Source organism: Ruegeria sp. YTSC325 (genome assembly GCF_059609525.1).
On sequence record NZ_JBXWLY010000007.1, the window covers coordinates 48,996 to 73,764 of the forward strand.

At 58.7% G+C, this 24,769-nt stretch carries 23 protein-coding genes; 11 read left to right on the plus strand and 12 right to left on the minus strand.

Features of this window, described 5'->3' with window-relative positions; genetic code table 11:
- Positions 1 to 29: 29 nt before the first annotated feature.
- The 6 genes from AC2FF7_RS11745 to AC2FF7_RS11770 form a co-directional block, all read right to left on the minus strand.
- A complete protein-coding gene (locus AC2FF7_RS11745; protein WP_480865867.1) occupies positions 30 to 1,334 on the minus strand; it encodes an NAD(P)/FAD-dependent oxidoreductase in 1,305 nt (434 codons plus the stop codon).
- Between the two features lie 6 nt (positions 1,335 to 1,340).
- On the minus strand, positions 1,341 to 2,699 hold the full coding sequence (locus tag AC2FF7_RS11750) for a glutamine synthetase family protein (RefSeq protein ID WP_496905670.1): 1,359 nt from the start codon (positions 2,697 to 2,699) through the stop codon (positions 1,341 to 1,343).
- On the minus strand, positions 2,699 to 3,379 hold the full coding sequence (locus AC2FF7_RS11755) for a type 1 glutamine amidotransferase (RefSeq protein WP_170752475.1): 681 nt from the start codon (positions 3,377 to 3,379) through the stop codon (positions 2,699 to 2,701). Before AC2FF7_RS11755 ends, AC2FF7_RS11750 begins: the two co-directional genes overlap by 1 nt.
- 59 nt (positions 3,380 to 3,438) lie before the next feature.
- Positions 3,439 to 4,758 carry a glutamine synthetase family protein gene (locus tag AC2FF7_RS11760; protein WP_480866646.1) on the minus strand — a complete coding sequence of 440 codons (1,320 nt, stop codon included), beginning with the start codon at positions 4,756 to 4,758 and terminating at the stop codon, positions 3,439 to 3,441.
- 111 nt (positions 4,759 to 4,869) lie between these two features.
- Positions 4,870 to 7,056: a xanthine dehydrogenase family protein molybdopterin-binding subunit gene (locus AC2FF7_RS11765; protein ID WP_496905671.1), complete on the minus strand. Its 2,187-nt coding sequence runs from the start codon at positions 7,054 to 7,056 to the stop codon at positions 4,870 to 4,872.
- A 3-nt stretch (positions 7,057 to 7,059) separates the two neighbouring features.
- Complete coding sequence (locus AC2FF7_RS11770; RefSeq protein ID WP_170752479.1) at positions 7,060 to 7,524, minus strand: (2Fe-2S)-binding protein; 465 nt, start codon at positions 7,522 to 7,524, stop codon at positions 7,060 to 7,062.
- Between the two features lie 142 nt (positions 7,525 to 7,666).
- On the opposite strand from AC2FF7_RS11770, the gene AC2FF7_RS11775 reads away from it, so the two are divergent.
- The 5 genes from AC2FF7_RS11775 to AC2FF7_RS11795 all read left to right on the plus strand — a co-directional run bounded on the left by AC2FF7_RS11775 (position 7,667) and on the right by AC2FF7_RS11795 (position 11,806).
- Positions 7,667 to 8,269, plus strand: coding sequence for a TetR/AcrR family transcriptional regulator (locus AC2FF7_RS11775; RefSeq protein ID WP_170752481.1), 603 nt, complete (start codon positions 7,667 to 7,669; stop codon positions 8,267 to 8,269).
- A gap of 106 nt (positions 8,270 to 8,375) precedes the next feature.
- Complete coding sequence (gene dusA / locus AC2FF7_RS11780; protein ID WP_496905672.1) at positions 8,376 to 9,407, plus strand: tRNA dihydrouridine(20/20a) synthase DusA; 1,032 nt, start codon at positions 8,376 to 8,378, stop codon at positions 9,405 to 9,407.
- 31 nt (positions 9,408 to 9,438) lie between these two features.
- Positions 9,439 to 10,263, plus strand: coding sequence for a sulfite exporter TauE/SafE family protein (locus AC2FF7_RS11785; RefSeq protein WP_480865861.1), 825 nt, complete (start codon positions 9,439 to 9,441; stop codon positions 10,261 to 10,263).
- Complete coding sequence (locus tag AC2FF7_RS11790; protein ID WP_496905673.1) at positions 10,260 to 11,042, plus strand: hypothetical protein; 783 nt, start codon at positions 10,260 to 10,262, stop codon at positions 11,040 to 11,042. Before AC2FF7_RS11785 ends, AC2FF7_RS11790 begins: the two co-directional genes overlap by 4 nt.
- A 35-nt stretch (positions 11,043 to 11,077) precedes the next feature.
- A complete protein-coding gene (locus AC2FF7_RS11795; protein ID WP_496905674.1) occupies positions 11,078 to 11,806 on the plus strand; it encodes a SpoIIAA family protein in 729 nt (242 codons plus the stop codon).
- 243 nt (positions 11,807 to 12,049) lie between these two features.
- On the opposite strand, the gene AC2FF7_RS11800 is transcribed toward AC2FF7_RS11795, so the two are convergent.
- The 3 genes from AC2FF7_RS11800 to ccmI are packed head-to-tail and all read right to left on the minus strand — an operon-like array spanning position 12,050 to position 13,981.
- Entirely contained in the window at positions 12,050 to 12,283 is a 234-nt protein-coding gene (locus AC2FF7_RS11800) for a DUF1289 domain-containing protein (protein ID WP_170354584.1), read from the minus strand.
- Between the two features lie 16 nt (positions 12,284 to 12,299).
- Positions 12,300 to 12,764: a Holliday junction resolvase RuvX gene (gene ruvX / locus AC2FF7_RS11805; RefSeq protein ID WP_170354583.1), complete on the minus strand. Its 465-nt coding sequence runs from the start codon at positions 12,762 to 12,764 to the stop codon at positions 12,300 to 12,302.
- Entirely contained in the window at positions 12,761 to 13,981 is a 1,221-nt protein-coding gene (gene ccmI / locus AC2FF7_RS11810) for a c-type cytochrome biogenesis protein CcmI (RefSeq protein ID WP_496905675.1), read from the minus strand. The genes ruvX and ccmI overlap by 4 nt, the downstream gene beginning before the upstream one ends.
- A gap of 196 nt (positions 13,982 to 14,177) precedes the next feature.
- On the opposite strand from ccmI, the gene AC2FF7_RS11815 reads away from it, so the two are divergent.
- From AC2FF7_RS11815 to AC2FF7_RS11830, 4 genes are all read left to right on the plus strand, one after another.
- Positions 14,178 to 15,422 carry a sarcosine oxidase subunit beta family protein gene (locus AC2FF7_RS11815; RefSeq protein WP_170752492.1) on the plus strand — a complete coding sequence of 415 codons (1,245 nt, stop codon included), beginning with the start codon at positions 14,178 to 14,180 and terminating at the stop codon, positions 15,420 to 15,422.
- Between the two features lie 76 nt (positions 15,423 to 15,498).
- The gene (locus tag AC2FF7_RS11820; protein ID WP_170756359.1) at positions 15,499 to 15,828 is read left to right on the plus strand and encodes a sarcosine oxidase subunit delta; all 330 of its coding nucleotides are present in this window, start codon (positions 15,499 to 15,501) and stop codon (positions 15,826 to 15,828) included.
- Between the two features lie 43 nt (positions 15,829 to 15,871).
- Positions 15,872 to 18,901, plus strand: a complete 3,030-nt coding sequence (locus AC2FF7_RS11825) for a sarcosine oxidase subunit alpha family protein (RefSeq protein WP_480865855.1) — start codon at positions 15,872 to 15,874, stop codon at positions 18,899 to 18,901.
- Positions 18,894 to 19,460: a sarcosine oxidase subunit gamma gene (locus tag AC2FF7_RS11830; RefSeq protein ID WP_480865853.1), complete on the plus strand. Its 567-nt coding sequence runs from the start codon at positions 18,894 to 18,896 to the stop codon at positions 19,458 to 19,460. Before AC2FF7_RS11825 ends, AC2FF7_RS11830 begins: the two co-directional genes overlap by 8 nt.
- 1,184 nt (positions 19,461 to 20,644) lie before the next feature.
- On the opposite strand, the gene AC2FF7_RS11835 is transcribed toward AC2FF7_RS11830, so the two are convergent.
- Positions 20,645 to 21,406, minus strand: a complete 762-nt coding sequence (locus tag AC2FF7_RS11835; protein WP_480865852.1) for an FkbM family methyltransferase — start codon at positions 21,404 to 21,406, stop codon at positions 20,645 to 20,647.
- A 100-nt stretch (positions 21,407 to 21,506) separates the two neighbouring features.
- Here AC2FF7_RS11835 and AC2FF7_RS11840 point away from each other — a divergent pair, with 100 nt between their 5' ends.
- Positions 21,507 to 22,106, plus strand: a complete 600-nt coding sequence (locus AC2FF7_RS11840; RefSeq protein WP_170354575.1) for a superoxide dismutase — start codon at positions 21,507 to 21,509, stop codon at positions 22,104 to 22,106.
- A 199-nt stretch (positions 22,107 to 22,305) separates the two neighbouring features.
- Here the strand turns inward: AC2FF7_RS11840 and AC2FF7_RS11845 are convergent, their stop codons facing one another.
- The gene (locus tag AC2FF7_RS11845) at positions 22,306 to 23,052 is read right to left on the minus strand and encodes a calcium-binding protein (protein WP_480865851.1); all 747 of its coding nucleotides are present in this window, start codon (positions 23,050 to 23,052) and stop codon (positions 22,306 to 22,308) included.
- Between the two features lie 570 nt (positions 23,053 to 23,622).
- Here AC2FF7_RS11845 and AC2FF7_RS11850 point away from each other — a divergent pair.
- Positions 23,623 to 24,075, plus strand: coding sequence for a host attachment family protein (locus AC2FF7_RS11850; protein ID WP_170354573.1), 453 nt, complete (start codon positions 23,623 to 23,625; stop codon positions 24,073 to 24,075).
- Between the two features lie 35 nt (positions 24,076 to 24,110).
- On the opposite strand, the gene AC2FF7_RS11855 is transcribed toward AC2FF7_RS11850, so the two are convergent.
- The gene (locus AC2FF7_RS11855; RefSeq protein ID WP_480865849.1) at positions 24,111 to 24,674 is read right to left on the minus strand and encodes an LOG family protein; all 564 of its coding nucleotides are present in this window, start codon (positions 24,672 to 24,674) and stop codon (positions 24,111 to 24,113) included.
- Between the last annotated feature and the right edge of the window lie 95 nt (positions 24,675 to 24,769).

Consider the following 24,769-nt stretch of genomic DNA (forward strand, 5'->3'; position numbering starts at 1 on the left):
TGCAAGACCTCAGTTAACTGGGGGCTCGATCACACCCCCAGCCGATCCCGCAAAGCAAACCACGTCATCGCCAGCACCAGCAGGGGGCTGCGCAAGGCGGGGCCTCCGGGGAAAGGTAGGGCGGGGACGCGGGCCATGGTGTCGAACCCTTCGGCCTGCCCCTGAATGGCCAGTGCCATCAATTGCCCCGCATGGGTGGCTGTTCCGACCCCGTGACCAGAGTAGCCCGAGGCTGACAGGATATTGGGCGCAACCCGCGTCAGATACGGCATCCGCCGCATGGTAATCGCCAGCGTGCCGCCCCAGGCATAGTCGATTTTGACGTCGCGCAGGTGTGGAAAAATCTCGACCATTGGTTTGCGGACCTTGGCGGCAATGTCTGCCGGGAAGCGATAGCCATAGCTTTCGCCGCCGCCAAACAGCAATCTGTTATCCGCGCTAAGGCGGAAATAGTTCACCACGAATTTCGTATCGGCCACCGCCACGTCCCGGGTCAGAACGCGGGCAGCATCGGTGCCCAAAGGCTCGGTCGCGGCGATGAAATTGTTGATCGGCATAACACGCGCGGCGACCTTGCCGTTCAGATCGCCAAGGTATCCATTGCAGGCAAGAACAACGTGATCGGCCGTGACCTTGCCCTGCGCGGTATGGATGATGGCGGGTGAGGTTTCCTCGACCCCTCTCACCTCGGTGCCTTCATATATCCGCACGCCTGCCTTGGCCGCTGCCTGCGCCAGACCCAAAGCGTAGTTCAGTGGATGTAGATGCGCGGCACCCATGTCCAGATAGCCTCCGCGATAGGCGGGCGAGGGGCACAGACCGTGGCCCGCGCCTTCGTCCAGCAGTTCCATCTGGTCATAGCCATAGCGGTCGGACAGATGCGCCGCGTGGTCGTGCAATTCCTGCTGTTCTCCAGCGGACAGGCCCAGAACGGCGACGCCCGGTTTCAGATCGCAGTCAATCTGGTACTTGGCAATCAGCGATTTGACCAGCGCCTTCGCGTCCTCGGCCAAATCCCACAGCTTGGCGGCGTCGTCATCGCCAACCAGCCGCTCAAGATCTTCCTGATCCATCCGCTGCGCGCTGCCCAATTGCCCGCCATTGCGGCCTGATGCGCCAAAGCCCACACGATGCGCCTCAAGCAGCACAACGCTGAACCCTGCCTCAGCCAGATGCAGCGCGGCGGACAGGCCGGTATAACCGCCGCCCACCACGCAGACGTCGGCTTTTTCATCGCCTGCAAGAACAGGAAAGCGGTCAATCGAATTGGCCGTAGCCGCGTACCAGCTGGCCGGGTATTCAGCCTTGCGGTCGTTGGAATAAAGCAGGTTCATCGCGGATCAGACGTTCAGCAGCAGATGCTCACGCTCCCACGGAGAGATGACCTGCAGGAACTCTTCATACTCGGCGCGTTTGACGATGCCGTAGACGCGGGCAAATTCGGGGCCCAGAACCTCATGCAAGGCGGTCGCCTCATCGAACAGGTCCAGCGCGTTGCCCATGACCTGAGGGATATCGCCTTCGCCTTCGTAAGCGTCGCCATAGAACTGACGGCGCGGGCGTTCCTGTTGGACCAAGCCCAGATAGCCACAGGCCAGAGATAGCGCGATGCCTAGATAAGGGTTGCAGTCCATCCCCGCGATGCGGTTTTCGACCCGGCGCGCCTCGGGCCCCGACAGCGGAACGCGGATGCCGGTGGTGCGGTTGTCGCGTGCCCATTCCAGATTGATCGGCGCGGCGTGATCTTTCACATAGCGGCGATAGGAATTCACATAGGGCGCCATCACCGCCAGACCCGAGGGCAGGTGGTTCTGCAACCCGGCGATGAAGTGATAGAATGCGTCCGTCTCGCCCCCTTGTGGGCCGGAAAAGATGTTCTGCCCGGTCTCCATGTCGATGATCGAGTGGTGGATATGCATGGCCGAGCCCGGCTCATCCACAATCGGTTTCGCCATAAAGGTGGCAAAGCAGTTGTGGCGCAGGGCGGCCTCGCGGATCAGGCGCTTGAAATAGAACACCTCGTCGGCCAGCTTCACTGGATTGCCGTGGCGCAGGTTGATTTCCAACTGGCCCGCGCCGCCTTCCTGCGTGATGCCGTCAATCTCAAACCCCTGATGTTCGGCGAAATCATAGATGTCGTCGATCACCGGGCCGAATTCGTCCACGGCCGTCATCGAGTATGCCTGCCGCGCCGCCGCCGGACGGCCCGAGCGGCCCATCATAGGCTTGATACTTTGCGCAGGGTCCACATTGGGGGCGACCAGAAAGAACTCCATCTCGGGTGCGACGACGGGTTTCCAGCCCTTGTCGTGATACATCTGGACCACGCGTTTCAACACGTTGCGCGGGCTGAACGGGATCGGATTGTCATCACGATCATAGGCGTCGTGGATCACTTGCAACGTCCAGTCGCCGGTCCACGGTGCCGCGGATGCTGTCGAGAAGTCAGGCTTCAGGATCATGTCGCGTTCGATGAACCCGTCCTCACCCGCGGCCTCGCCCCAATCACCGGTAATGGTCTGGTAAAAGATGCTGTCGGGCAGGTGGAAATAGGATTGCTTGGCGAATTTCGAGGCGGGTACCGCCTTGCCGCGCGCGATGCCGGGCAGGTCCGAGATGATGCATTCGACCTCGTCCAGTCGGTGGCCTTCGAAATAGGTGCGGGCTGCCTGCGGCAGTTGGTCTGTCCAGTCGGCCATCAGGCCCTCTCTTTCTTCAAAAACTCCGCCATGAACTGCCCGATTTTGGGGTTGTCGTCATTGGCGGGCAGGCGGTCAGTGGCCGCTTGCATCAATTCATCGGGGACCACGCCCTTGCCGCGTGTCTCGATCAGGCCCTGGATAAAGCTGTCACCATATTCAGGGTGGGCCTGTACGGTCCAGATCGTGTCGCCATAAGCCACCATGGCGTTGCGACAGAAATCGTTGGTACCGGTGACGCGTGCGCCGTCGGGTAGGGCGACTACCTGATCCTGATGCCACGCATTCAGCGTAACTGTTTGGCCATCAAGGTCATAGTCGGTGCGCCCAACGGCCCAGCCTCCGGTGAACTTTTCAACCTTTCCGCCCAGCGCCTGTGCGATGATCTGGTGGCCAAAGCAGACGCCAATCAGCGGCTGGCCTTTGTCGCGGATCGCGCGGATCAGATTTTCCAGCGGGGGTATCCACGCGTGATCCTCATACGCCCCATGGCGCGAGCCGGTGATGACCCAGCCGTCGGCAGAGTCTGTGCCGTCAGGGAACTGGCCGTCCACCACGTTGTAGGTCTGAAACGTAAAGCCGTTGCCGCCCAGCAGGGTACGGAACATGCCGTCATATGTGCCGAAGTCTGAACGCAGCTCATCCGGAGGGTGGCCGGTTACAAGGATGCCGATTTTCATAGGTCACCAAATTTGATCAAATTCATTCTAACGAACCAAAAGGGGCCGGGCAAGGGGGGTCAGACGGCCTCGACGTAGCTTAGCCAGTGCTCTTCTGGGGGGCGCTCGGCGAAGCGGCGGATTTCCTGCCGTTTGGTCATCGCCAGAAAGCGGATCATATCAGCGGGGAAGATACGCGCCACGTGGGGATCGGATTCGAAGGTAGTGATCGCGGCCTCCCAATCGCCGGCCAGTTGGGGCAGGCCGTCGATATCATAGGCGTTACCGGTGATCGGGGCGGGCGGGTCGGTTGCGTCCTCGATCCCGTTCATCGCAGCACCCAGAACGGCGGCCAGCATGAGGTAAGGGTTGATGTCGCCTCCGGCCACACGATGTTCAATCCGGCGGGCGGCAGGGGCACCGCCGGGAATGCGGAGGGCGGCAGTGCGGTTCTCATAGGCCCAGCTGGCGCCGGTGGGCGCGTGGGCGCCGGGAACCAGCCGGGTATAGGAATTGCCATGCGGCGCAAAGATCAGTGTGCTGCCGGGCATCGCCGCCAGACAGCCTGCAATGGCGTAGCGCAGCGTGTCCGTCCCCTCGGGGCCTTCATTGTCAAACACATTGCGGCCCTGATCGTCTACAACCGAAAAATGCACATGCATTCCGTTGCCTGCGTCATCGGCATAGGGTTTGGACATGAACGTCGCGGTGAACCCGTGTTTGCGGGCAAGACCGCGCGTCAACACCTTGAAAAGCCATGTATCATCAGCACAGCGCATTGCGCCCTGATGGTTCAGGTTGATCTCGAACTGGCCAATGCCGCTTTCGGAAATGGCGGTCTGGGCGGGAATGCCCATCGCGGCGCAGCCATCGTAAAGCTCGGTGAAAAAGGCATCGAATGCGTCCATCTCGGCCATGGACAGCACGGCCTCATCCACCAGCCTGCGCCCGGTAATGGGGTTCATCGGCGGTTGTGGCTGCGCGCCCGAGGAATCGAGCAGAGTGAATTCCAGCTCGGTCGCCGCGATCACGGACCAACCGCGCTGGGCATAGCGGTTCAGTACAGCGCTCAGCGCGTGGCGGGGGTCTCCGGCGAAGGGGGTGCCGTGGTCGTCGTACAGACACATCGGCACCAGTGCGGTGTCCACCTCAAGCCAAGGCATCGGGACCGCACCGCGATCGGTGGGCAGCAGCACACCATCGGCATCACCAGTTTCAAACACCAGCGGACTGCCGTCAATATCTGCGCCCCACAGGTCCACATTCAGCGCCGAGAACGGCATCCGCACGGAGCCTTTGTCCAGCTTGTCGGAATACGAGGGCGGCACGCGTTTGCCCCGCAACTGACCGTTTAGATCACAGGCTGCAACGCGAAAACTGTGCAAGGCGCTCAGGTCCATCGGGGGCTCCATCATTGTGGTTCCTCCGAGGTTTAGTCGACACGACGCGCCTTGTCACGAAATTTGATCAAATTAACCCCGCGCCGGGTTCAGGCGGCGCGGGGCAGAGGGTCAGGCGAAGCTTACACCGTTTTCAGCCATTGGATGTTCGGCCACCAGAACGCCTGACATCGCGTGGATCGCATTGGCCAGCGCCGGTGCCGAAGGCGGGGTTCCGGGTTCGCCCACGCCAGTCGGCGCTTCGGCAGACGGCACGATATGCACGTCGATGGCGGCGATATCACTGATGCGCAGCGGCTCGTAATCCGGGAAGTTGGACTGATCGACCGCCCCGCTTGTCAGCGTGATCTGGTCGCGCATCACATGGCCGATGCCATAGCCTATGCCGCCTTCCATCTGCGCTTTGACCACATCGGGGTTCACCGCGATGCCGCAATCCACGGCACAGGTGACCTTTTCGATCTTGATGCCGTCTTCCGGATCGCCCGAGATTTCAACGACTTCAGCCGCATAAGACCCAAAGGATTTATGCACCGCAATCCCCTGCGAGCGCCCCGCAGGTGCGTTGCCCCAACCCGCCTTTTCAGCCGCAAGTTTCAGAACGGCGGCCTTGCGTTGCTGATCTGGATTGGCGCTATCGGACAGGTGGGCCAGACGGAATTCAACCGGGTCACGACCTGCGGCTTCGGCCACCAAGTCCATCATGGTTTCCATCGCGTAGGCTGTATGGGTATGACCCACCGAGCGCCACCACAGAACCGTTGTCGCCTTGGGCGTGTCGGTCAGGCCAACGGCCATTCCAGGGATGGAATATGGGCTGTCAGCCACACCTTCGACCGAGCTGTGATCGACGCCGTCATGGACCAAAACGGCCTCGAACGCGGTGCCTTTGATCACCGATTGCCCGGCGATCTGATGTTGCCAGCCTACGATATTGCCATCCGTATCCAGACCCACACGCACCTTATGGCCGAAGGCAGGACGGTAGTAACCGCTGCGAATGTCATCCTCTCGCGTCCAGACCAGTTTCACCGGGCGCGAGCGGTCTGTGACCACAAAGGCCAGCGCGGCTTCGACCTGATAATCCGCATCGGGCGTGGCGCGGCGACCGAACGAGCCTCCGGCCAGCATGGTCTTGATGTGGATCTTCTCGGGCGGCAGCTGGAAGATCTGCTGATAGGCCATATGCGGGCCCGTCGGCATCTGCGCGCCATCATGCAGAACGATGTCACCCTCAGCAGTTTGTTCGATGGTGCAGTTCAGCGGCTCCATCGGCGCGTGGGCCAGCAGTGGGAAATAAAAGGTCTTTTCAACCACCTTATCCGCGCCATCGATGGCTGCTGAAACCGCTGCAACATCCGCCTTGTTCACGTTGTAGGTGGGCTCTGCATCCAGCGCGGCCATGATCTCGGACCTGATCTGATCTGAATCGCGGGTCTCCGCGCCCGACATGTCCCAATCGACCTCAAGCGCGTCGCGGGCCTGGATCGCGGCCCAGGTGTTTTCGGCATAGACCGCAACACCCGCCTGATTGGGCAGAACAGCGGCACTGATATAGCCTTTGACCTCTTTTGATGCGCTGTCATCAAAGCCAAGTGCGATTCCGCCCTTGGATTCAGGCCGCTTGATCATCGCGACCATCTGGTTCGGCAGATGCACATCCATCGCATACATCGCCTGACCGTTGCCCTTGATGGCCGAGTCCTTGCGGCGCACGGCTGCGTTGCCGATTAGGCGGAACTCGGACGGGTCTTTCAGGCGCGGCTCGGCCGGCGCTTCTAGCTGCGCAGCGGCCGCCACGAACTCCGCAATCGGAGCGGATTTGTCACCAGCCTTGACGATGCCTTCCTCGATAGTGATGCCCGATGCGTCCACGCCCCAACTTTGGGCGGCGGCCTTGATCAGCATCTCGCGTGCGGCAGCACCGGCCTGACGATATTGCAGCCAGGAATTCGCCATCGCGGTCGATCCGCCTGTACCCTGGAACGGGCCGAACAGCAGGTTGTTATAGACATTCGGGTTCGACGGCGCAAATTCATATTCGATCTGATCCATGGTCAGGCCGATTTCCTCGGCGATCAGCGTCGGCAGGCCGGTGGCCGGGCCCTGACCCTTTTCAAAATGCTTTACGATGGCGGTTACGGTGCCATCCGCGTCGATTTTCACGAAGGGGTTGAATTGAGCGGTCTCGGACGAAGCCGCAGCCAGCGCGCCATCGGGGCGGGCACCGACCAGCAGCACGGCACCGGCAGCAGCGGCACCTTTCAGAAATCCACGGCGAGAGGTGTTGATGGTCATGGATCAGGCCTCCAGAATCTCGGATGCGCGCTGGACGCCGGCGCGGATGCGTTGATAGGTGGCACAGCGACAGGCGTTGCCATACATGTACTCGTCGATTTCCTCGGCCGAGGGCTTGGGGTTTTCAGACAACAGCCCGACAGCCGACATAACTTGACCCGACTGGCAATAGCCGCACTGAACCACGTCCAGTTCGACCCAGGCTTGCTGGACTGCGGCGCCGATTTTGTCGTCGCCCACGGCCTCGATCGTGGTGATCTCGGCATCTTCGACGTCTTCGATGTAAGTTTGGCACGACCGTACGGGCTCGCCGTTCAGATGTACGGTGCAGGCCCCGCAGGACGCAACGCCGCAGCCGAATTTTGTTCCGGTCAGCTTAAGCTCATCCCGGATCACCCAAAGCAGGGGGGTGCCGGGTTCGGCGTCGACCGTGTGGGTCTGGCCGTTCAGTTTCAAGGTCAGTGACATGAGGGGGGATACTCCATGTTGGGCTGGCTACCTGAATCGGTAAACTTGCGGGTTTACCATAAGTGACGTTGTCAATCGTGTAAACCCGTGGGTTTACCTAGTGTTTGACCTTGTCATGTCAATGGGACTATAGCTTTCAGACATGAACGAATGCAGCGCGCCGAATGCGGCCAAACACGCTCAGATCATCGAGGCTGCGGTGGCCGAGTTCCAGGAAAAGGGGTTCGCCGCCGCCAGCATGGACCGTGTTTCCGCCCGCGCCGAAGTGTCCAAGCGGACGCTGTATAAGTATTTCGAAAGCAAGGAAAACCTGTTTCGCTCTATTGTGGTCGAGCTATCAAACCGCTTTGCCGGTGTACTGGATATCCGCTATGAAAAAGGCCGTGATATCCGGGAGCAACTGATCGAACTGGCATGGGCCGAAGGGCGCATCCTGATGTTGCCCGAGGTGATGGCGATGTCGCGTATGGTGATCAGCGAAACTTTGCGCAACCCCGATCTGGCGGCAGCGGCGCAGGGCAAACTGGATAAGACTGCGATATTTGTGTCGATGCTGAAGGACGCGGCAGAAGACGGGCAGTTGCGGATAGACGACCCTCAAAGTGCGGGGCAGGAGTTCATCGGGTTGATCAAGGCCAAGGCATTCTGGCCGATGGTCTTCACTGGCAGCGTCCTGAGTGAGGCCGAAATGACGGCTACGATTGACAGCAGTGTTGAGATGATACTTAGCCGTTATGGCATTTGACCCCCCCTTCGCTGTCCGCTTGGATGGCTTTGCCTGTGGCGTTTATGGTCTAAACAGTGCTAGACGCCCCCCTCGTAAGATGTGTTTCGAGGTAAAAGCCAGGAAAATGCCAGAGGTTCAGATCGCACATTCAAACCACGCCACAACTCGGCGGGCGGCGCGGCTCTCGGTTGCGCCGATGATGGATTGGACGGACCGTCATTGCCGGTTTCTGCATCGACTGCTGAGCGGTCAGACTTTGCTCTATACGGAAATGGTAACGGCCCCGGCGTTGGTTCGGGGTGGGGCGTTGCATCTGCTGGACTACAGCCCGCAGGAACACCCTGTGGCGTTGCAACTGGGCGGCTCGGACCCGCAAGAGCTGGCGCAAGCCGCGCGGTTGGGGTCCGAGGTAGGTTATGATGAGATCAACCTGAATTGCGGCTGCCCGTCCGACCGGGTGCAATCTGGCACGTTTGGTGCGGTGCTGATGAAAGATCCCGCGCGTGTAGCCGAATGTGTTGCGGCGATGCGCGAGGCTGTAGGCGTCGAGGTCACCGTGAAGTGCCGGATCGGAGTAGATGATCAGGATCCTGACCTCGTGCTGCCAGCGTTTCTGGATGCGATCCACGCTGCGGGTTGCCAGAGGGTTACAATCCACGCACGTAAAGCGTGGCTTCAAGGGCTGAGTCCAAAGGAAAACCGCGATATCCCTCCGCTGGACTATCACTTGGTGCACCGCATGAAGGCGTTGTTTCCCGACATGCATATCTCGATCAACGGTGGAATAAACTCTTTGCAGGAGGCGCGCACGCATTTAGATGCCGGCCTTGATGGGGTAATGATCGGACGCGCTGCCTATCACCAGCCTGCAGACATCCTGGCAGGGGCAGATCCTTTGATCTTTGAGGCTGGGCAACCTGCGGACCCGTTCGAGGTGGTTCATGAGATGGTGCCTTACATCGAACAACACCTTGCCAGCGGCGGGCGTTTGCATCAGATCACCCGTCATATGCTTGGGCTGTTTGCAGGGCGGCCAGGGGCGCGTGCATGGCGGCGCGTCTTGTCCGAAGGTGCCGTTCACGAGGGGGCAGGCCCTGAGGTTCTGCTGCAGGCGCTGGATCGGATCGCGCCCGACGCGCAGGTCGAAGTGAGTTAAAAAGCGGCCAACCGGCCGATATGGGGGGGGAATGCCCGAAACGTTTTTGCTGGCCCAGATGCTGGGCCTATTGCTGGTGATCGGCGCATTGGCCGGAGTTCTGGCGGGCTTGCTAGGGGTTGGCGGTGGCATCGTATTGGTGCCTGCATTTTTCTATGCGTTTCAAACCCTTGGCTATGGCGGCCCGCAATTGATGCAATTGTGTCTGGCGACGTCTCTGGCGACCATCATCGTGACCTCGGTCCGGTCCGTGATGGCCCACAACAAAAAAGGGGCCGTAGACTGGGAAATTTTGCGCGGCTGGGGGCCGGGGATCGCAATTGGGGCAGTGATCGGAGTTACCGTGGCTTCGGCCCTACGCACCGAGGCACTGCAGGCGCTGTTCGGCATTCTGGGGATGGTGATTGGTGCTTATTTGGGTTTCGGAAAATCTGAATGGCGGCTTGGGGACGCGATGCCCAAGGGGCTCCGCCGGGCCGCTTTGTCACCGGGTGTAGGGTTTCTGTCGGTATTGATGGGGATCGGAGGCGGCAGCTTTGGTGTGCCCTTGATGAGCCTGTTCAACACGCCCATTCACCGGGCCGTTGCGACGGCAGCTGGCTTTGGGGTGATCATCGCGGTTCCGTCCGTCATCGGGTTTCTGTTTTTGAATATCGCGCCTGAACACCGCCCGCCAATGACCGTTGGCGCGGTGAATTTGGTGGCATTTGCGATTGTTGTGGCGATGACGATGATCACCGCCCCTTGGGGGGTTAAGCTGGCCCACGCGATGGACCCCAAACCGCTCAAACGTGTTTTTGCCGTTTTCCTGACGCTGGTGGCCCTTAATATGCTGCGCAAAGCGATGGGCCTTTGACGACGTTTTGGCAGAAAGGCTGGGTAAAGTTTCCCTACGACCCCGCCGTCGCTGAATGGGTAGCACACGTTCTGCCAGCTGCTCGGGCTGCAGTCGTTGATCCGGCCCATGGCGAGTGGATAGACTGCGAAGGCACGTGGTTCATCGGTGTGGATGCGCTGGACAACGATGTAGAGGGCAGGGTGGGGCGATCAGGGCCGCTGCAGGGCCAGGCGCTGGAATTCGTGACCGAGCATTATGGAACTCTGCCGTTGCACAAGGGGCAGGTGTCTGTGATGTATCCCGGCTACCCCAAGCCACGCCGCGGCGAAAGCGAGGCAGCCGGGCGTTACCGACGCAACCGTGATGCAGCGCATGTGGATGGGTTGCGCCCTACGGGTCCTGACCGTCACCGCAGAGTGGACGAGCCGCACGCCTGGATACTTGGCCTTCCGCTGACCGAAGTGAGCGCTGATGCTTCGCCGATGGTTTTATGGGAAGGCAGCCATAAGGTCTTGCGGGCAGCTTTCGAAAAGGCTCTGCATGGTAGACCGCGTGATACGTTGCACGAGGTGGATGTTACAGACATCTATCAGTCTGCCCGACGCGAGGTGTTCGAGACCTGCACTCGCCTGGAATTGCCCGCCAGTCCTGGTGAGACGTATCTTTTGCACCGTCACTGCCTGCATGGGGTGGCCCCTTGGTCGGACAGTGCTTCGGCTGGGCCAGATGGTCGGATGATCGCCTATTTCCGCCCGGAATTCCAAGGCGGTGTGGCCGAGTGGATCGAATTCCCGTAACCTACAGCCATGTATTGGTTAGGAGGTATGGGGTCATGATTACGGTCCACACACTCGCCGACGGAGCACAGATCGAAGTCGAGCTGTCCGGCGAAGTCACCAGCGCGGATTACAGCGATACTTTAATTCCCGCCATCGAGGCCGCGCTGATCGAACATGAAACCGTTCGATTGATGGCAATCGTTCAGCCCGAATTCAAAGGGTACGACCTGGGTGCTGCTTGGGCGGACACTAAGTTGGGCCTAAGCCATTGGCGCGGGTTCGACCGGATTGCCGTGGTGGCCGATCAGAGTTGGGTTCAGACCAGTGTGCGATTGGCGGCTCCGATTTTGCCTTGTCCGGTCCAGGTATTTGAACTGTCCGAGGTCGAAACAGCGCGTCGTTGGATCCGCGAATCCCTCGGGTTGATCCATGTGACCGATCTTGGTGGGCCATGCGTTCAGATCAGCCTGTTGGGTAAGGTTGACCCCGAAGTGTATCAAAAGGCCGAGGCGCATCTGGACCAGATGCTTGCAGGGAAAACCGGTTTTCGCCTGCTGATCGACCTGCGGGAGTTTGACGGATGGCAGGGATTGTCTGCTCTGGCTGCGCATTTCCGACTGGCACGCGGTCATATCGGGTTGCTGGATCGTGCGGCGATTGTTGGCGACAAGGCCTGGCAGCATATGGCGCAACGCGTGGCCGGTCATGTGCTGGGCACCCGAACCCAATATTTCCCGTCGGAAGATATTGAACACGCGAAAACTTGGCTGGCTGCAGGATAACCGGCACCATCAAGTTGGATCGCCCTTAGGTTGACGCAAGGTAAGCACGCTCGCCTCTGATTATTTCTTGATCAGTCAGTCAAAAAAGAAATAGGGTTCAAGGGTTTTCCGGTCTTGCCACGTCTGGAAAACACCAATGCTGAAGCGCGCCGTTGTGGGTTGCCACTCACTCACCACTTGTCTTCGAACTTGACCCCCTCGGAGTTCAGACCAACCTGCAACGGCGCAGGCTCAGCCTGTGGCTCAGGATTTGTTCAGGCGGGCCGAACGACCGCCACGCCGTTTCGCAAGCTGCGGCTTTCGTGCGGGCAGGGCTTCCATGATCTCGGCGCGTTCGGAACTGTCCATCTTGGACCAACGTGTGATCTCGTCGATGGTCCGATAGCAACCAGTGCAGATCCGCTCGGTCGGGTGAACGACACAAATCTGGACGCAGGGGCTTTCGACCTCGTTCCGTTTCCAGACCATGTTTGTCATTGGTGTCATCCGATCCTTAGAGAAAGCGCAATCTGTCCAGCGCTCCTTGCAGAATATAGCCTGCTGCAACGTGGTCGATAACCTGTCCGCGACGTTTTCGTGTCGTATCCGCCTCGAGCAGTGCCTTTTCTGCCGCAACCGTGCTGAGGCGCTCGTCCCAGAACCCGATGGGAATTTCGGTCAAACGCATCATGTTGCGGGCAAACGCGCGCGTGGATTGGCACCTCGGACCTTCTGATCCGTCCATGTTTTTCGGCAGGCCAAGAATGACCCCTCCGATCTCGCGCTCGGCGATCAATTCCAGCAGGCGCGCAGAGTCCAGAGTGAACTTTTTGCGCCGAACGGTTTCCAAAGGGCTGGCCACACCGCGCATCCGGTCCGAGACGGCCACACCGATGGTTTTTTCGCCCAAATCCAATCCCATCAATGCGGTCATCGGTGTGAGCGAAGCGGCGAAATCCTCGAACGCGTCATGGATCATTGCGCGATCCCGGCCTGCAATGCGGCGGCGTCAATGATCTCCAACGCCTCGGCATCCCCGGCAAAGACCGCGTTTGCCTCTTGCATGATGTCGATCGCGCGCTGACCTTCACCCAAAACGCCCAGTGCACTGATCAGCCGCGCCCAGTCCTCGGGTGGTCCGCCTTCGGTCGCCAGTCGATCCGAAAGCTGGTTGACCATGCCCATGATCATCTGTTGGCGTTCTTCAGGTGTCAGGTCTGCGGCGGCTTCCACGTCTTCCTGAGACGGTCCGGACGGGGCCGGGATGTTTGGTGGGTTGAAGACACCGGCGCGGAACGCCAACTCCTCCAACTGGGCGCGCATGGCCTGTGCCCAGGGCGAGTCTGCGGGCGATGTGCGCAGCGCCTCGACCCAGATGCGATATCCGATGTCAGGACGGCCAACCTGTGTCATCATCCGTCCAAGATAGTATTGCGCGGGGCCGTTTCGGGGATCACGTTGCAAGGACTGCCGAAGTGCGTCTTCGGCTTCGGGTGATATATAGCCGTTAGCGGCCAGGATCATCATTTCGGCCAGATGTGCGTAAGCATCTGCAGGAACCGCTCCACCCGAGAGTTCAATCACCCGCTGCTGCGCTTTGTATGCCGCTGCAAAATTGCCAGCATTCGCCTCGTGCTGGGCAAGCAGTACGTGCCCTTGCAAATCGTCGGGACGTTCGGCAACCGTATTGCGCAGCTGTTGCAACAGGTTGGCGTATCCTTCGTCCAGTTGCTCGGGCAAGTCAGGTAGAACTTCGGCTTCGGCTTCGGCCTGGCTGGGGCGTTCGGCCCGCATTGTTTCGGCCAACTCCTTACGTAGCGACAAGGGCTGGTCCGGCAATCCGGCGGCGCCCATTTGGCGGTAGATCCAAAAACCGCCGCCGATCAGGACAGCGGCAACCACGACAATAGCCACCGTATTGGCCCAGACTGGAGGGCCATCCTGTGTCCCCTGCGCACGCATCTGCGCGTCAGCAGACAGAATCCGGCGCGAGATTTCGGTCCGCACCCGTTCCGCATCGGCCTCACTGATCACACCACGTGCAAGATCACGGTCCACACCAGCCAACTGCTCGCGATAAACGCGAAGGTCAAAAGCGGCTGCGGGTTCGCGGTCTTTGCGTCCCTTCAGCATGGAATATCCAAGGAACACTGCGATCAGCAGCGCGGTCAGGATCAAGAGGGCCCAGAAAGTCATGTTAGCTCCTAAATGGCTGCCTTGACTTAGACCCGCGAGCAGTCGGAAAAAAGGGGCAAATGGCCGCGAGACGACTTCATGTCGCAATATTGAGGGCTATGTCGCAATAGTGCGCTATTACGGCGTTGGATGGCAGGGGTATACTGTCGTTACACGGCATATCTGCGCACAATCACCGAACCGGATGGATTCGCTTATGAAACACTATTCAGCCTTTGCTGTGGCGCGCGAAGCGCTGCGCTATCACACAGGATGGGAGCGCGCTTGGCGCTCGCCCGAGCCAAAGAAGAAATATGACGTGATCATCGTCGGTGCTGGCGGCCATGGACTGGCCACGGCGTATTACCTTGGAAAGAACTACGGCATTCAAAATGTCGCGGTGATCGAAAAGGGTTGGCTGGGTGGTGGGAATACCGGCCGGAACACGACCATCATCCGGTCGAACTATTTGCAGGATCCGTCGGCGGCGCTGTATGAAAAGGCGCGCAGCCTTTACGAGGACCTGAGCCAGGATCTGAACTATAACGTGATGTTCAGTCCGCGTGGGGTGATCATGCTGGCGCAAACCCAGCACGAGATCCGTGGCTATCAGCGCACGGCCCATGCCAACGCGTTGCAAGGCGTGAAGACCGAATGGATCACGCCCGAGCGCGTCAAAGAGCTGGTGCCGATCATCAATCTGGACGGGCCGCGCTATCCGGTATTGGGCGGTCTTTGGCAGGAACGCGGTGGCACCGCGCGTCACGATGCGGTGGCCTGGGGTTATGCCCGTGCGTGTTCGGCTATGGGGATGGACATCATCCAGCAATGCGAAGTCACTGGCGTACGTCAGGACAATGGCCGCGTTGTCGGCGTCGACACCACCAAAGGTGCGATTGACTGTGAAAAACTAGGCATCGTGGTCGCGGGCCATTCCGGTCAACTGGCTGAGATGGCGGGCTTCCGTCTGCCGCTTGAGGCCGTAGCGCTGCAAGCGCTGGTGTCCGAGCCGATCAAACCCTGCATGGACGTGGTCGTAATGGCCAACACCGTGCATGGCTATATGTCGCAATCCGACAAGGGCGAGATGGTCATCGGTGGCGGCACCGACGCTTATAACAACTTCACCCAGCGCGGTTCGTTCCATCATATTGAGGAAACTGTGCGGGCGCTGGTCGAGACCTTCCCGATGATTTCGCGCCTGAAGATGTTGCGCCAGTGGGGCGGTATTGTGGACATGACCGGCGACCGGTCTCCGATCCTGTCGAAAACGCCGCTGCAGGGCTGTTTCATCAACGCAGGTTGGGGCACGGGTGGCTTCAAGGCCATTCCGGGTTCGGGCTGGGGTATGGCGCAACTGATGGCCACGGGCCATTCGCCGCTGACCGAAGCCTTCACGCTGGAGCGTTTTAAGGAAGGCCGTTTCATCGACGAAAGCGTCGCCGCCGGGGTGGCACACTAAGGGCTCTGCCCGAAGTGACCACAACACAGAATTCTGGTCGGCCCGAGTGTCGACCAACCGAGAAAAGGATGACCATATGCTGATCCTGAATTGCCCCTATTGCGGCGTCGATGCCGAAGAAACTGAACTGGCCGCTGGCGGCGAAGCGCATCTGAAGCGCTTTGGTCCCGGCGCGTCTGATGACGAGTTCCACGACTATCTGTTCATGCGTGAAAACCCCAAAGGTGTGCACTTTGAACGCTGGCGTCACGTGAATGGCTGTGGCAAGTGGTTCCACGCCGCGCGTGCGACCGACACGCTAGAGGTATTTGGCACCTATTCGGCCCAGACCACCGAGCCGCCCAAAGAAATCCGCGAAGCGATAACCGCCAAGCGCCCCGGCTGGACCTGGAGAGAGTTCGAATGATCCGCCCAGCCACCCGTAATTCCGCCTGCGAAAGGTCCGCAACATGAGCACCCGTCTCGCAAACCAAGGCCGGCTGATCGACCGGTCGAAACAGGTCACATTCACCTTTAACGGCACCTCGATGCAGGGCTACGAGGGCGACACGCTTGCCTCGGCCCTGCTGGCCAATGATCAGATGATGATGGGCCGGTCGTTCAAATATCACCGTCCGCGCGGCGTTGTCGCCAGCGGCGCGGAAGAGCCGAACGCTCTGGTCGGCCTGGGACAGGGCAACCGGTTCGAGCCGAACCAGCGCGCCACCACGACCGAGCTGTTCAATGGCTTGACCTCGATCTCGCAGAACCACTGGCCGAATCTCGAGTTCGACATTGGTGCCGTGAACACGGCGCTGGCGCGGTTCCTGCCGGCTGGCTTCTACTACAAGACGTTCATCCATCCGAAACCGTTCTGGAAACACGTCTACGAGCCGTTCATCCGTCAGTCCGCCGGTCTGGGCAAAGCGCCCGACAAGGACAACCGCGATGCGGACACCTATGAGCACTTCTATCACTTCACCGATGTTCTGGTGATCGGCGGCGGTGTGGCGGGTCTGCAGGCTGCGAAGGTGGCAGCCGCGTCCGGTGCCAAAGTCATGCTGATCGAGCAGACAGCGCATTGGGGAGGGCGTGCTCCGGTTGATGGCGGCACGATCAATGACGAGCCTGTGGATAAGTTCGTGGAACAATTGGTTTCCGAACTCGAAGCAATGGACAACGTCACGATGCGCAATCGTTGCATGGGGGCCGGGGTTTATGACCACGGTTACGTGCTGGGATATGAGCGCCTGACCGATCACAAACCGGGCACCCAAGGCCCACGTCACCGGCTGTGGCGCATCCGCGCGAAACAGGTGGTAACTGCCACCGGCGCGATCGAGCGTCCGTTGTCCTTTGCGGGCAACGATGTGCCGGGCGTGATGCTGGCCTCGGCCATGCGCGACTATGTGGTGAACTGGGGCGTGACCCCCGGCGAGCGTGTGATTGTGGCCACCAATAACGACGACGCCTATCGCACCGCGATCACCCTCAAGAAAGCCGGTGTGGATGTGCTGCGCGTGGTCGATGCACGCGACACGGCTGGTCCGCTGGCGAATGAGGCGCGCGAACTTGGTATCCGCGTTGACCCCGGCAAAGCGATTGCCAAGGTCAAAGGCGGCAAGCGCGTCAAAAAGGTCGAGCTGTGCAATCAAGAAGGCATCGGTGGCGCGCGTGAAGAGGTCGAATGCGACGCGGTCGCCATGTCGGGCGGCTGGTCTCCGGTCGTTCACATGTGGTCGCATTGCGGCGGCAAGTTGATCTGGGACGAGGCGCAGGCGCATTTCCGTCCTGACCCGTCGCGACCTCCGCTTGGTGCTGATGGCGAAGGGTTCGTGCTGGCCGCGGGCTCGTCGAATGGTCCGCTGGCGCTGGGCGATGTTCTGACCGACGCGGATGCGGCGGGTAAAGCAGCGGCCAAGGCGGCCGGGTTCACAGCGAAGCGCACCAAGGCCCCGGTCGGTGAGACCACGGCTGAGGCTCCGATGGCGGCGGTCTGGCTGATGCCGGCGAATGCCGAGATCGGTTTGCGGATGAAATCCTGGCTGGATTTCCAGAACGACGTCAAAGTCTCCGACGTTCAGCTGGCGGCGCGCGAAGGTTACGAAAGCGTCGAACACACCAAGCGTTACACCACGCTGGGCATGGCGACCGACCAAGGTAAGTTGAGTAACATCAATGGTTTAGCGATCCTTGCTGATGCCCTGGATTCAGAGATTCCGAAGGTCGGCACCACCACCTTCCGCCCGCCCTATACGCCCATCTCGCTGGCGTCGATCGGTGGCGAAGCGCGCGGTGAGGTGTTCCAGCCGATCCGCCAAACCCCGATGCACAACTGGCACGACAAGAACGGTGCAGACTGGGAGCCGGTCGGCCATTGGCGTCGGACCTATGCCTATGTCCGTCCCGGTGAGTCCGTGCATGACGCGGTCAATCGCGAGGTGAAGAATACCCGTGAAAACCTCGGCCTGCTGGACGCCTCGACATTGGGTAAGCTGATCGTCAAAGGGCCCGATGCGGGCAAGTTCCTGGACATGATGTACACTAACATGATGTCCACGCTGAAGGTCGGCAAATGCCGCTATGGCCTGATGTGTTCAGAGAACGGCTTCCTGATCGACGACGGTGTTGTCGCGCGGATCGACGAAGATACATGGCTGTGCCACACCACCACCGGCGGTGCCGAGCGTATCCATGGTCACATGGAAGAATGGCTGCAGACGGAGTGGTGGGACTGGAAAATCTATGTCGCGAACGTCACCGAGCAATACGCGCAGGTTGCTGTTGTTGGCCCCAACGCCCGCAAGGTGCTGGAGAAGCTGAACGCTCAAGCAGGCGGCGGCATGGATGTCTCGAAAGAAGCGCTGCCTTTCATGGAATGGCGTGACGGCAAGATCGGCGCGTTCGATGCGCGGGCCTACCGCATCTCGTTCTCGGGTGAACTGTCCTATGAAATCGCGGTTCCCGCGTCTCAGGGTCAGGCGTTCTGGGATGCTCTGATCGACGCGGGCAAAGAGTTCGGCGTGATGCCTTACGGCACTGAATGTCTGCACATCCTGCGGGCCGAAAAGGGCTTTATCATGATCGGGGACGAGACAGACGGCACCGTGATCCCGCAAGATCTGGGGCTACACTGGGCGCTGTCGAAAAAGAAAGAGGACTATCTGGGCAAGCGCGCCCACACGCGCAGCCATATGGCCGATCCGGACCGTTGGAAACTGGTCGGACTTGAGACTGTGGATGGTTCTGTCCTTCCCGATGGTGCCTATGCGGTGGGCGAGGGCGTCAATGCCAACGGTCAGCGCAACATGATCGGGCGCGTCACCTCGACCTATTACTCGGCCAATCTGGGCAAGGGCATCGCCATGGGCCTGATCAAGCACGGTCCTGACCGAATGGGCGAGATTGTCGAGTTTCCGGGAACCGACGGCAAAACCTACAAGGCCAAGATCGTCGATCCGATCTTTTACGATAAGGACGGGGAGAAGCAGAATGTCTGAACCCATCAGCGCACTGAACCACGCCAGTTATGACGGCATCGCCAAGGTAGCGGAATGCGGCTTGCAAGGAATGATCACCCTGCGCGGCGATCTGTCCGACAAGGTACTGGCCAAGTCCGTCAAGGACGCTACCGGGCAGAAAGTGCCCGGTCAGCGCGAGGCAAGCGTCAACGGGGATACCGGCGTGTGCTGGATGTCTCCGGACGAATTGCTGGTGCTGGTGCCCTATTCAGAGGTGAACGCCAAACTGGCGCAGATGACCGAAACGCTTAGCGGCACACATGCGCTGGCCGTGAACGTCTCGGATGCCAGGGCGGTGTTCTGCGTTTCGGGATCTTCTGCGCGTGAGGTAATGGGCAAGCTGGCTCCGGTTGATTTGTCGGCAGATGCCTTCCAGCCCGGCCAGATCCGCCGCTCGCGTTTGGCGCAGGTTGCGGGCGCGTTCTGGATGGACGACGCCGAGACCTTCCGCGTGGTTTGCTTCCGATCAGTCGCAGACTACGCGTTCAAACTGCTTAAGGTTGCGGCGCAACCGGGCAGTGAGGTTGGTGTTTACTAAGCATTTTAAAACGCTAGATTTTTGGGCTGCCGGGGAACCTGGTGGCCCTTTTTGTTGCTGCGACAGCACAGTTGTGATTGATCCGATCAGCTTGGTTCGTGACGTAAGAATGGATTTCCTTCAAGCGACACTCATTGTTAGAGTGTTGGCTGATATTATCACGTATGACGTGTGGAGTGCCGATAGTGTTCAACAGTGCTGCTAGGGTAAACGGAATTAATGATTTCACTAAGAATGATTGCGGTTTGTGCCGCATTGATCGTCTCGCCAGCTGTGGTTTTGGCTGAGACATATAAAGAAACTTTGGGGTGCACATTCGGCAAAGGCCTGGCGAATCGTCCGACACCTGAGAAAGTGGTGTTTCCAGTGGACGAATTCGGGCGTTCCGCTCTGCTGCATGAGGTCGAGATTCCGGGCATCGTAACTGACACAGGGCCGGGCCGAATCCGACGAGATTCTCCGATCAAATTGTCGATCGCGTGGGTCGGTCAGACCTGTTTTTATGCGGCTACGGGAAGAACGTATGCAGGTAATGAATCGCGTATTGATGCAATCGATTTGAGGGATCAGGAGTTCTCGATTTCTTTGGATCGCAGAACGATGAAAGCGATTACAAAGCCTTCCACTGTATCCGCATGAGCGGCGCGCGACGGTTTTGCAAAAGGACGTTGCAAAGGTATTGGAACCCCCAAATCCTGATTTAGGAGACTAGGATTTTGAAACAGTTTTTGTATTCGATCGCGGCTGTGATGTGTACGGCGTCTGCTCAGGCGGGCATCGTGAATTATGAGTGCGAGTTACACAGCTTGGAAGCGCAAGGATGGATTCCTCCGGTTGTCTTGCTGAGTGTCGATGCTGACACTAAGCGCGCGCGGGCATTCGATGGCGCAATCCGCTCTGCCAATGAGCTTGCGCGGATTGATGAAAACACACCAGCAAATGCCAAGTTGAAACTCACGCGAAAAGGCGAATACCGATTGTCATGGCGCCTTACACTGTCCTCAAACTCTACGCGCCAATACCGTGTGTCGTATACTGCGACAGTCGACCCCGAGACGAACAAGTTAAAGATGTCGGCAAGTTTCCCGCAGGCCAATTTGGGAAACCGACCCAGTGGAATTGGGCGCTGCCAGCCGATATCCGCGCCTACCTTGTTTTAGACCTACAAGCGGCTGGGAAAAAGCCTAACCGCTTAAGACAAACGACTGAAAACCGTTCAACGACGTTGGCGCAGTCAGGGCTTGCACCCCGACCTCTTCGCCGTTGGCATTGCGGCAAGATGGGTAAAACGACAACAAATCCGCCAGTTTGGCCATTCGATCCTGACGTTGCGCCTCGGGCAAAAGCGGCGCGTGGGTAGAAAGATAAAGCGCGGGGCGGGTCACTTTCAGAAACGGAATAAGGCTGGGCAGAACCATGTATTCTGCCCCCTCGATATCCATTTTAACGAGTGATACACTGGACAGGTCGGTCGCGGCTTCGAACTGATCCCAGGCAATGGTCAGCGCATCACTGCCATGAGCCGCGTCATGCAAAAGGGAACTGGTGGAATCACCGGGCTCTCCCCTTACCGAGGCCATACGTGCAACGCCGAACCGATCCGACAGGGCTACGCCAAAGGCCGAGACGTTGCGGACGTTGTTCAAATCCATGTTCCAGGCCAGGTACCGGTAAGCGGTGGGGTCAGGCTCAAAGCACCATACATGTCGCGCGCGCCGCGCGCCGTAAAGAACGGTAGGGCCGATCCATGCACCTATATCCAAATAATCACTTTCGGGTTTCAGATGAGCATCCAACACGGCAAAAGTCTCGGGCTCCCACAGGCCAGCAGTGGCCTTGCGCCAGAATTTCGAATGGTAGGGGTCCAGTCGAAACCGTTCTCCATTCAGGCTGCCTGAATAGTATCCGCGGGCGCGGTAAAACATCTTGCGCGCCTGTGTCAGCATCGCGGACCTCCGGGTTTTCTTGTCTCTGCCCTTGACCTATGGCCGTTGCCAAAGCATTTAACCTTTGGAACCGCAACAATCATTTCAACAGGGGGCCGAGATGGCTTTTGAACTTCCTGATCTTCCTTATGCACATGACGCGCTGGCAGCCAAGGGCATGTCCGCGGAAACATTGGAATATCACCACGACCTGCACCACAAGGCCTATGTCGACAACGGCAACAAGCTGATCGCCGGAACCGAATGGGACGGCAAGTCGATGGAAGAGATCATCGTGGGGACCTATGACGCAAATGCTGTCGCCCAGAACGGTATCTTCAACAACATCAGCCAGTTGTGGAACCACAACCAGTTCTGGGAGATGATGGGCCCCGGCGATAACGCCATGCCCGGTGAGCTGGAGAAGGCTCTGGTCGAAAGCTTTGGTTCGGTTGACGAATTCAAATCGCAGTTCAGCGCGGCAGGTGCTGGCCAGTTCGGCTCGGGCTGGGCGTGGCTGGTCAAGAACGCAGACGGCTCGCTGGCTGTCACCAAGACTGAAAACGGCGTGAACCCACTGTGCTTTGGTCAGACAGCGTTGCTGGGTTGCGATGTGTGGGAGCATTCCTACTACATCGACTTCCGCAACAAGCGTCCGGCCTACCTGACCAACTTCCTGGACAATCTGGTCAACTGGGAAAACGTCGCCTCGCGGATGTGATCGGCTGACCGGTAGTACGTTTTTGAGGGCCTGCTTGCGTGAGTGAGCAGGCCTTTTTCTTTTGAAGTAAACAGTTGCTGCAGGAGGTTGAGGAATCGGCAGCATTCTTCATTTCTATGACCGCTTTGAGCCCAAAGAAGACGTTTGGATAAAGCGCAGCGAATGACTGCATCAATGGTGGTTCACGCGACTTTCCACACTAGGCAAAGACGAAATCATCAGCACTTACACCGACGACTCCTAGAAGTGTAATTTCGTTCAAGTCCAAAGCGGTGCTGTCAAGGTCGATGATCGTGTTACCGTTTATCTCTTGAATATCCAGCGACAAGAACTCTGTCTCGGCAATACCATACCCGGAAATATCCAGCTTATCTTTTCCCACTTCAAAGTCATGGATGGTATCTAGCCCACTGTCCGGTTCAAAAACGAAGCTGTCGGCTCCTCCTTGGGCCTGTTCAAAGAGAGAACCATCTCCCCAGAGGTCGTCGTTCCCAGTCCCTCCGACAATGATATCGTTCCCTCCGACAGTGTCGCCGTATAGGTTCGGAGCGTCGCCTACGATCAGGTCATCGTCTGCTCCGCCGTTCAAAACATCGTCGGAGTTCTGGCCGAAGCCAACTGCCCAATCCGTATCTCCGAACAAATAGTCGCCACCATCACCACCCGAGATTGTATCATTCCCATACAGACCGACGACCACGTCGTTGCCGTCACCCATTTCGGCGACATCGTCCAAGTCAGTGAGAATAACATCCTCACTGACATCACTGCCAACAACATGAACCGGAGCCTGTTTTCCCTTGGCGGAATAAAAATCGAAGTGAGGAACATTCTCCTCTTCAGTATAAAGGTGATCTATATAGCTATCGAAGTTTTTTTTGGACGCAAGCACGCCCAAGTCGACTACAGAGCTTTCGCTATCGTTTTTCGGTGGTTTTCGCGGCATTATACTTCCCTCAAAGATGGAAAGGAATTGCTTCTGCCTGATCTGCCGTCGGTTCACGGTACAGCATCGGTTTGACTACGTCTACCGCCATTGATTTCGGTCGACCCGAGCTTGAGGGTTTCGCGTCCCCGTCAAAGCTCAGAATTAGCAAGTGGAATTTTGAGAGCGTGGGCTAAAGGCTTTCCTCGAATGGCACCAATGTCCGCCAACCGGACGTTCATTCGGGTAAGGCGTGCTGCGGTGCGGCCAACGGCAGCTTTGTCCCGCTCGGCAGAAATTGAATTGGTTGCACTGTGCGGCAAACTTTATTTGCCGGTTCGCATATTAGCATCTTCATCCGCTTCTGGTTCGCTAGCGTACCCATCGGTAGTTTCCCGCCGATAAATTCGAATTAATCTGAATGAGTATTGTACGGGCCCCGGTCGTCCCTAGCTATATTAGGCGGAGGGAGAGAACCGCCAATCTACTAAAAAAGCTCGAGCAGCGCGCTGAAAAACCGTTGGCGCGCAAAGGGATACCTATGTCCGTTGAACAAGGGATGGTCACATAAAACCACAACAGGAGATCACGATGGTCGCACTTTCACAGGGAACTTGGATTGTCATTGCTGACGGCGAAAAAGCACTGTTCATGGAGAACATTACGGACGCGGAAGACCCGAATTTGATGATTGTTTCCGTCGAAGAGACCGACGGGCCGGCAGGCCGACCATCGGATCGGGCAGGGCGGCGCGCTGATGCTGGTCCGAACCAGAAATCCGCGGTTGAAGAACCCAAGTGGAAAGCGCAGGCAAAGTCTCTGTTCGTGCAAGACGTTGCTAACCTGTTGAACCGAAAGGGGTTGAAGGGAGCGTATAAACGGCTTGTCCTGGTCGCCAGCCCTCATGTCCTGGGCCTTTTGCGTCGGCGTCTGCACAGCGAAGTGCTGGGCAAGGTCGTGGCCGAAGTTGACAAGACTTTGACCAACCACCCACTCCATAAGGTCGAGCAGGTTTTGATTAACCGTTTGAAGCCTGCAACTTAGACTAAATTCCGAAAGCAGGCGACACGCTCGCCTGCTTATCCCATGCGGGCGGCCAACAGTGTCCGCAGATTTGCCATGGCCGTCTCCGGCCCGTCGACCCACGTAATGAAATCGCCCAGCGAAGCGTCGGCAAAGCCCTGACCAATGACCTGCTGCACTAGATCGTGCAGGGCGTCCCAATACCCGTCCACGTTCATCACCAGAATGGGTTTGTCGTGCAGGCCCAACTGGCGCCATGTCAACGCTTCGAACAGCTCGTCCAGCGATCCGGGGCCGCCGGGAAGGACGACAACCGCATCCGCGTTCATGATCATGACCTTCTTACGCTCGTGCATCGTTTCGGTGATCACAAAACGGGTCAGGTCGGTCTTGCCAACCTCGCGCTGTAACAGGTGAACTGGGATGACGCCGAACGTGTCTCCTCCTGCGTCTTGTGTGGCGCGGGCGACCTCTCCCATCAGCCCCACATCTCCGGCGCCGTAGACCAGACGCCAGCCTTCTTTGGCAAGGTGCCGCCCGAATGTGCGCGCAGCCTGTGCATAGGCCGAATTAACACCATTGCGTGACCCGCAATACACACAGACGGATTTCTGGGTCATTATATAGGCTCTCCGGGGTTGTAACTGCGGTTTTGACCCCTGGTAGCGGGATTGATAGATTGGCTCAACCGTCACGCAGAATGTGTGGAAGTCAA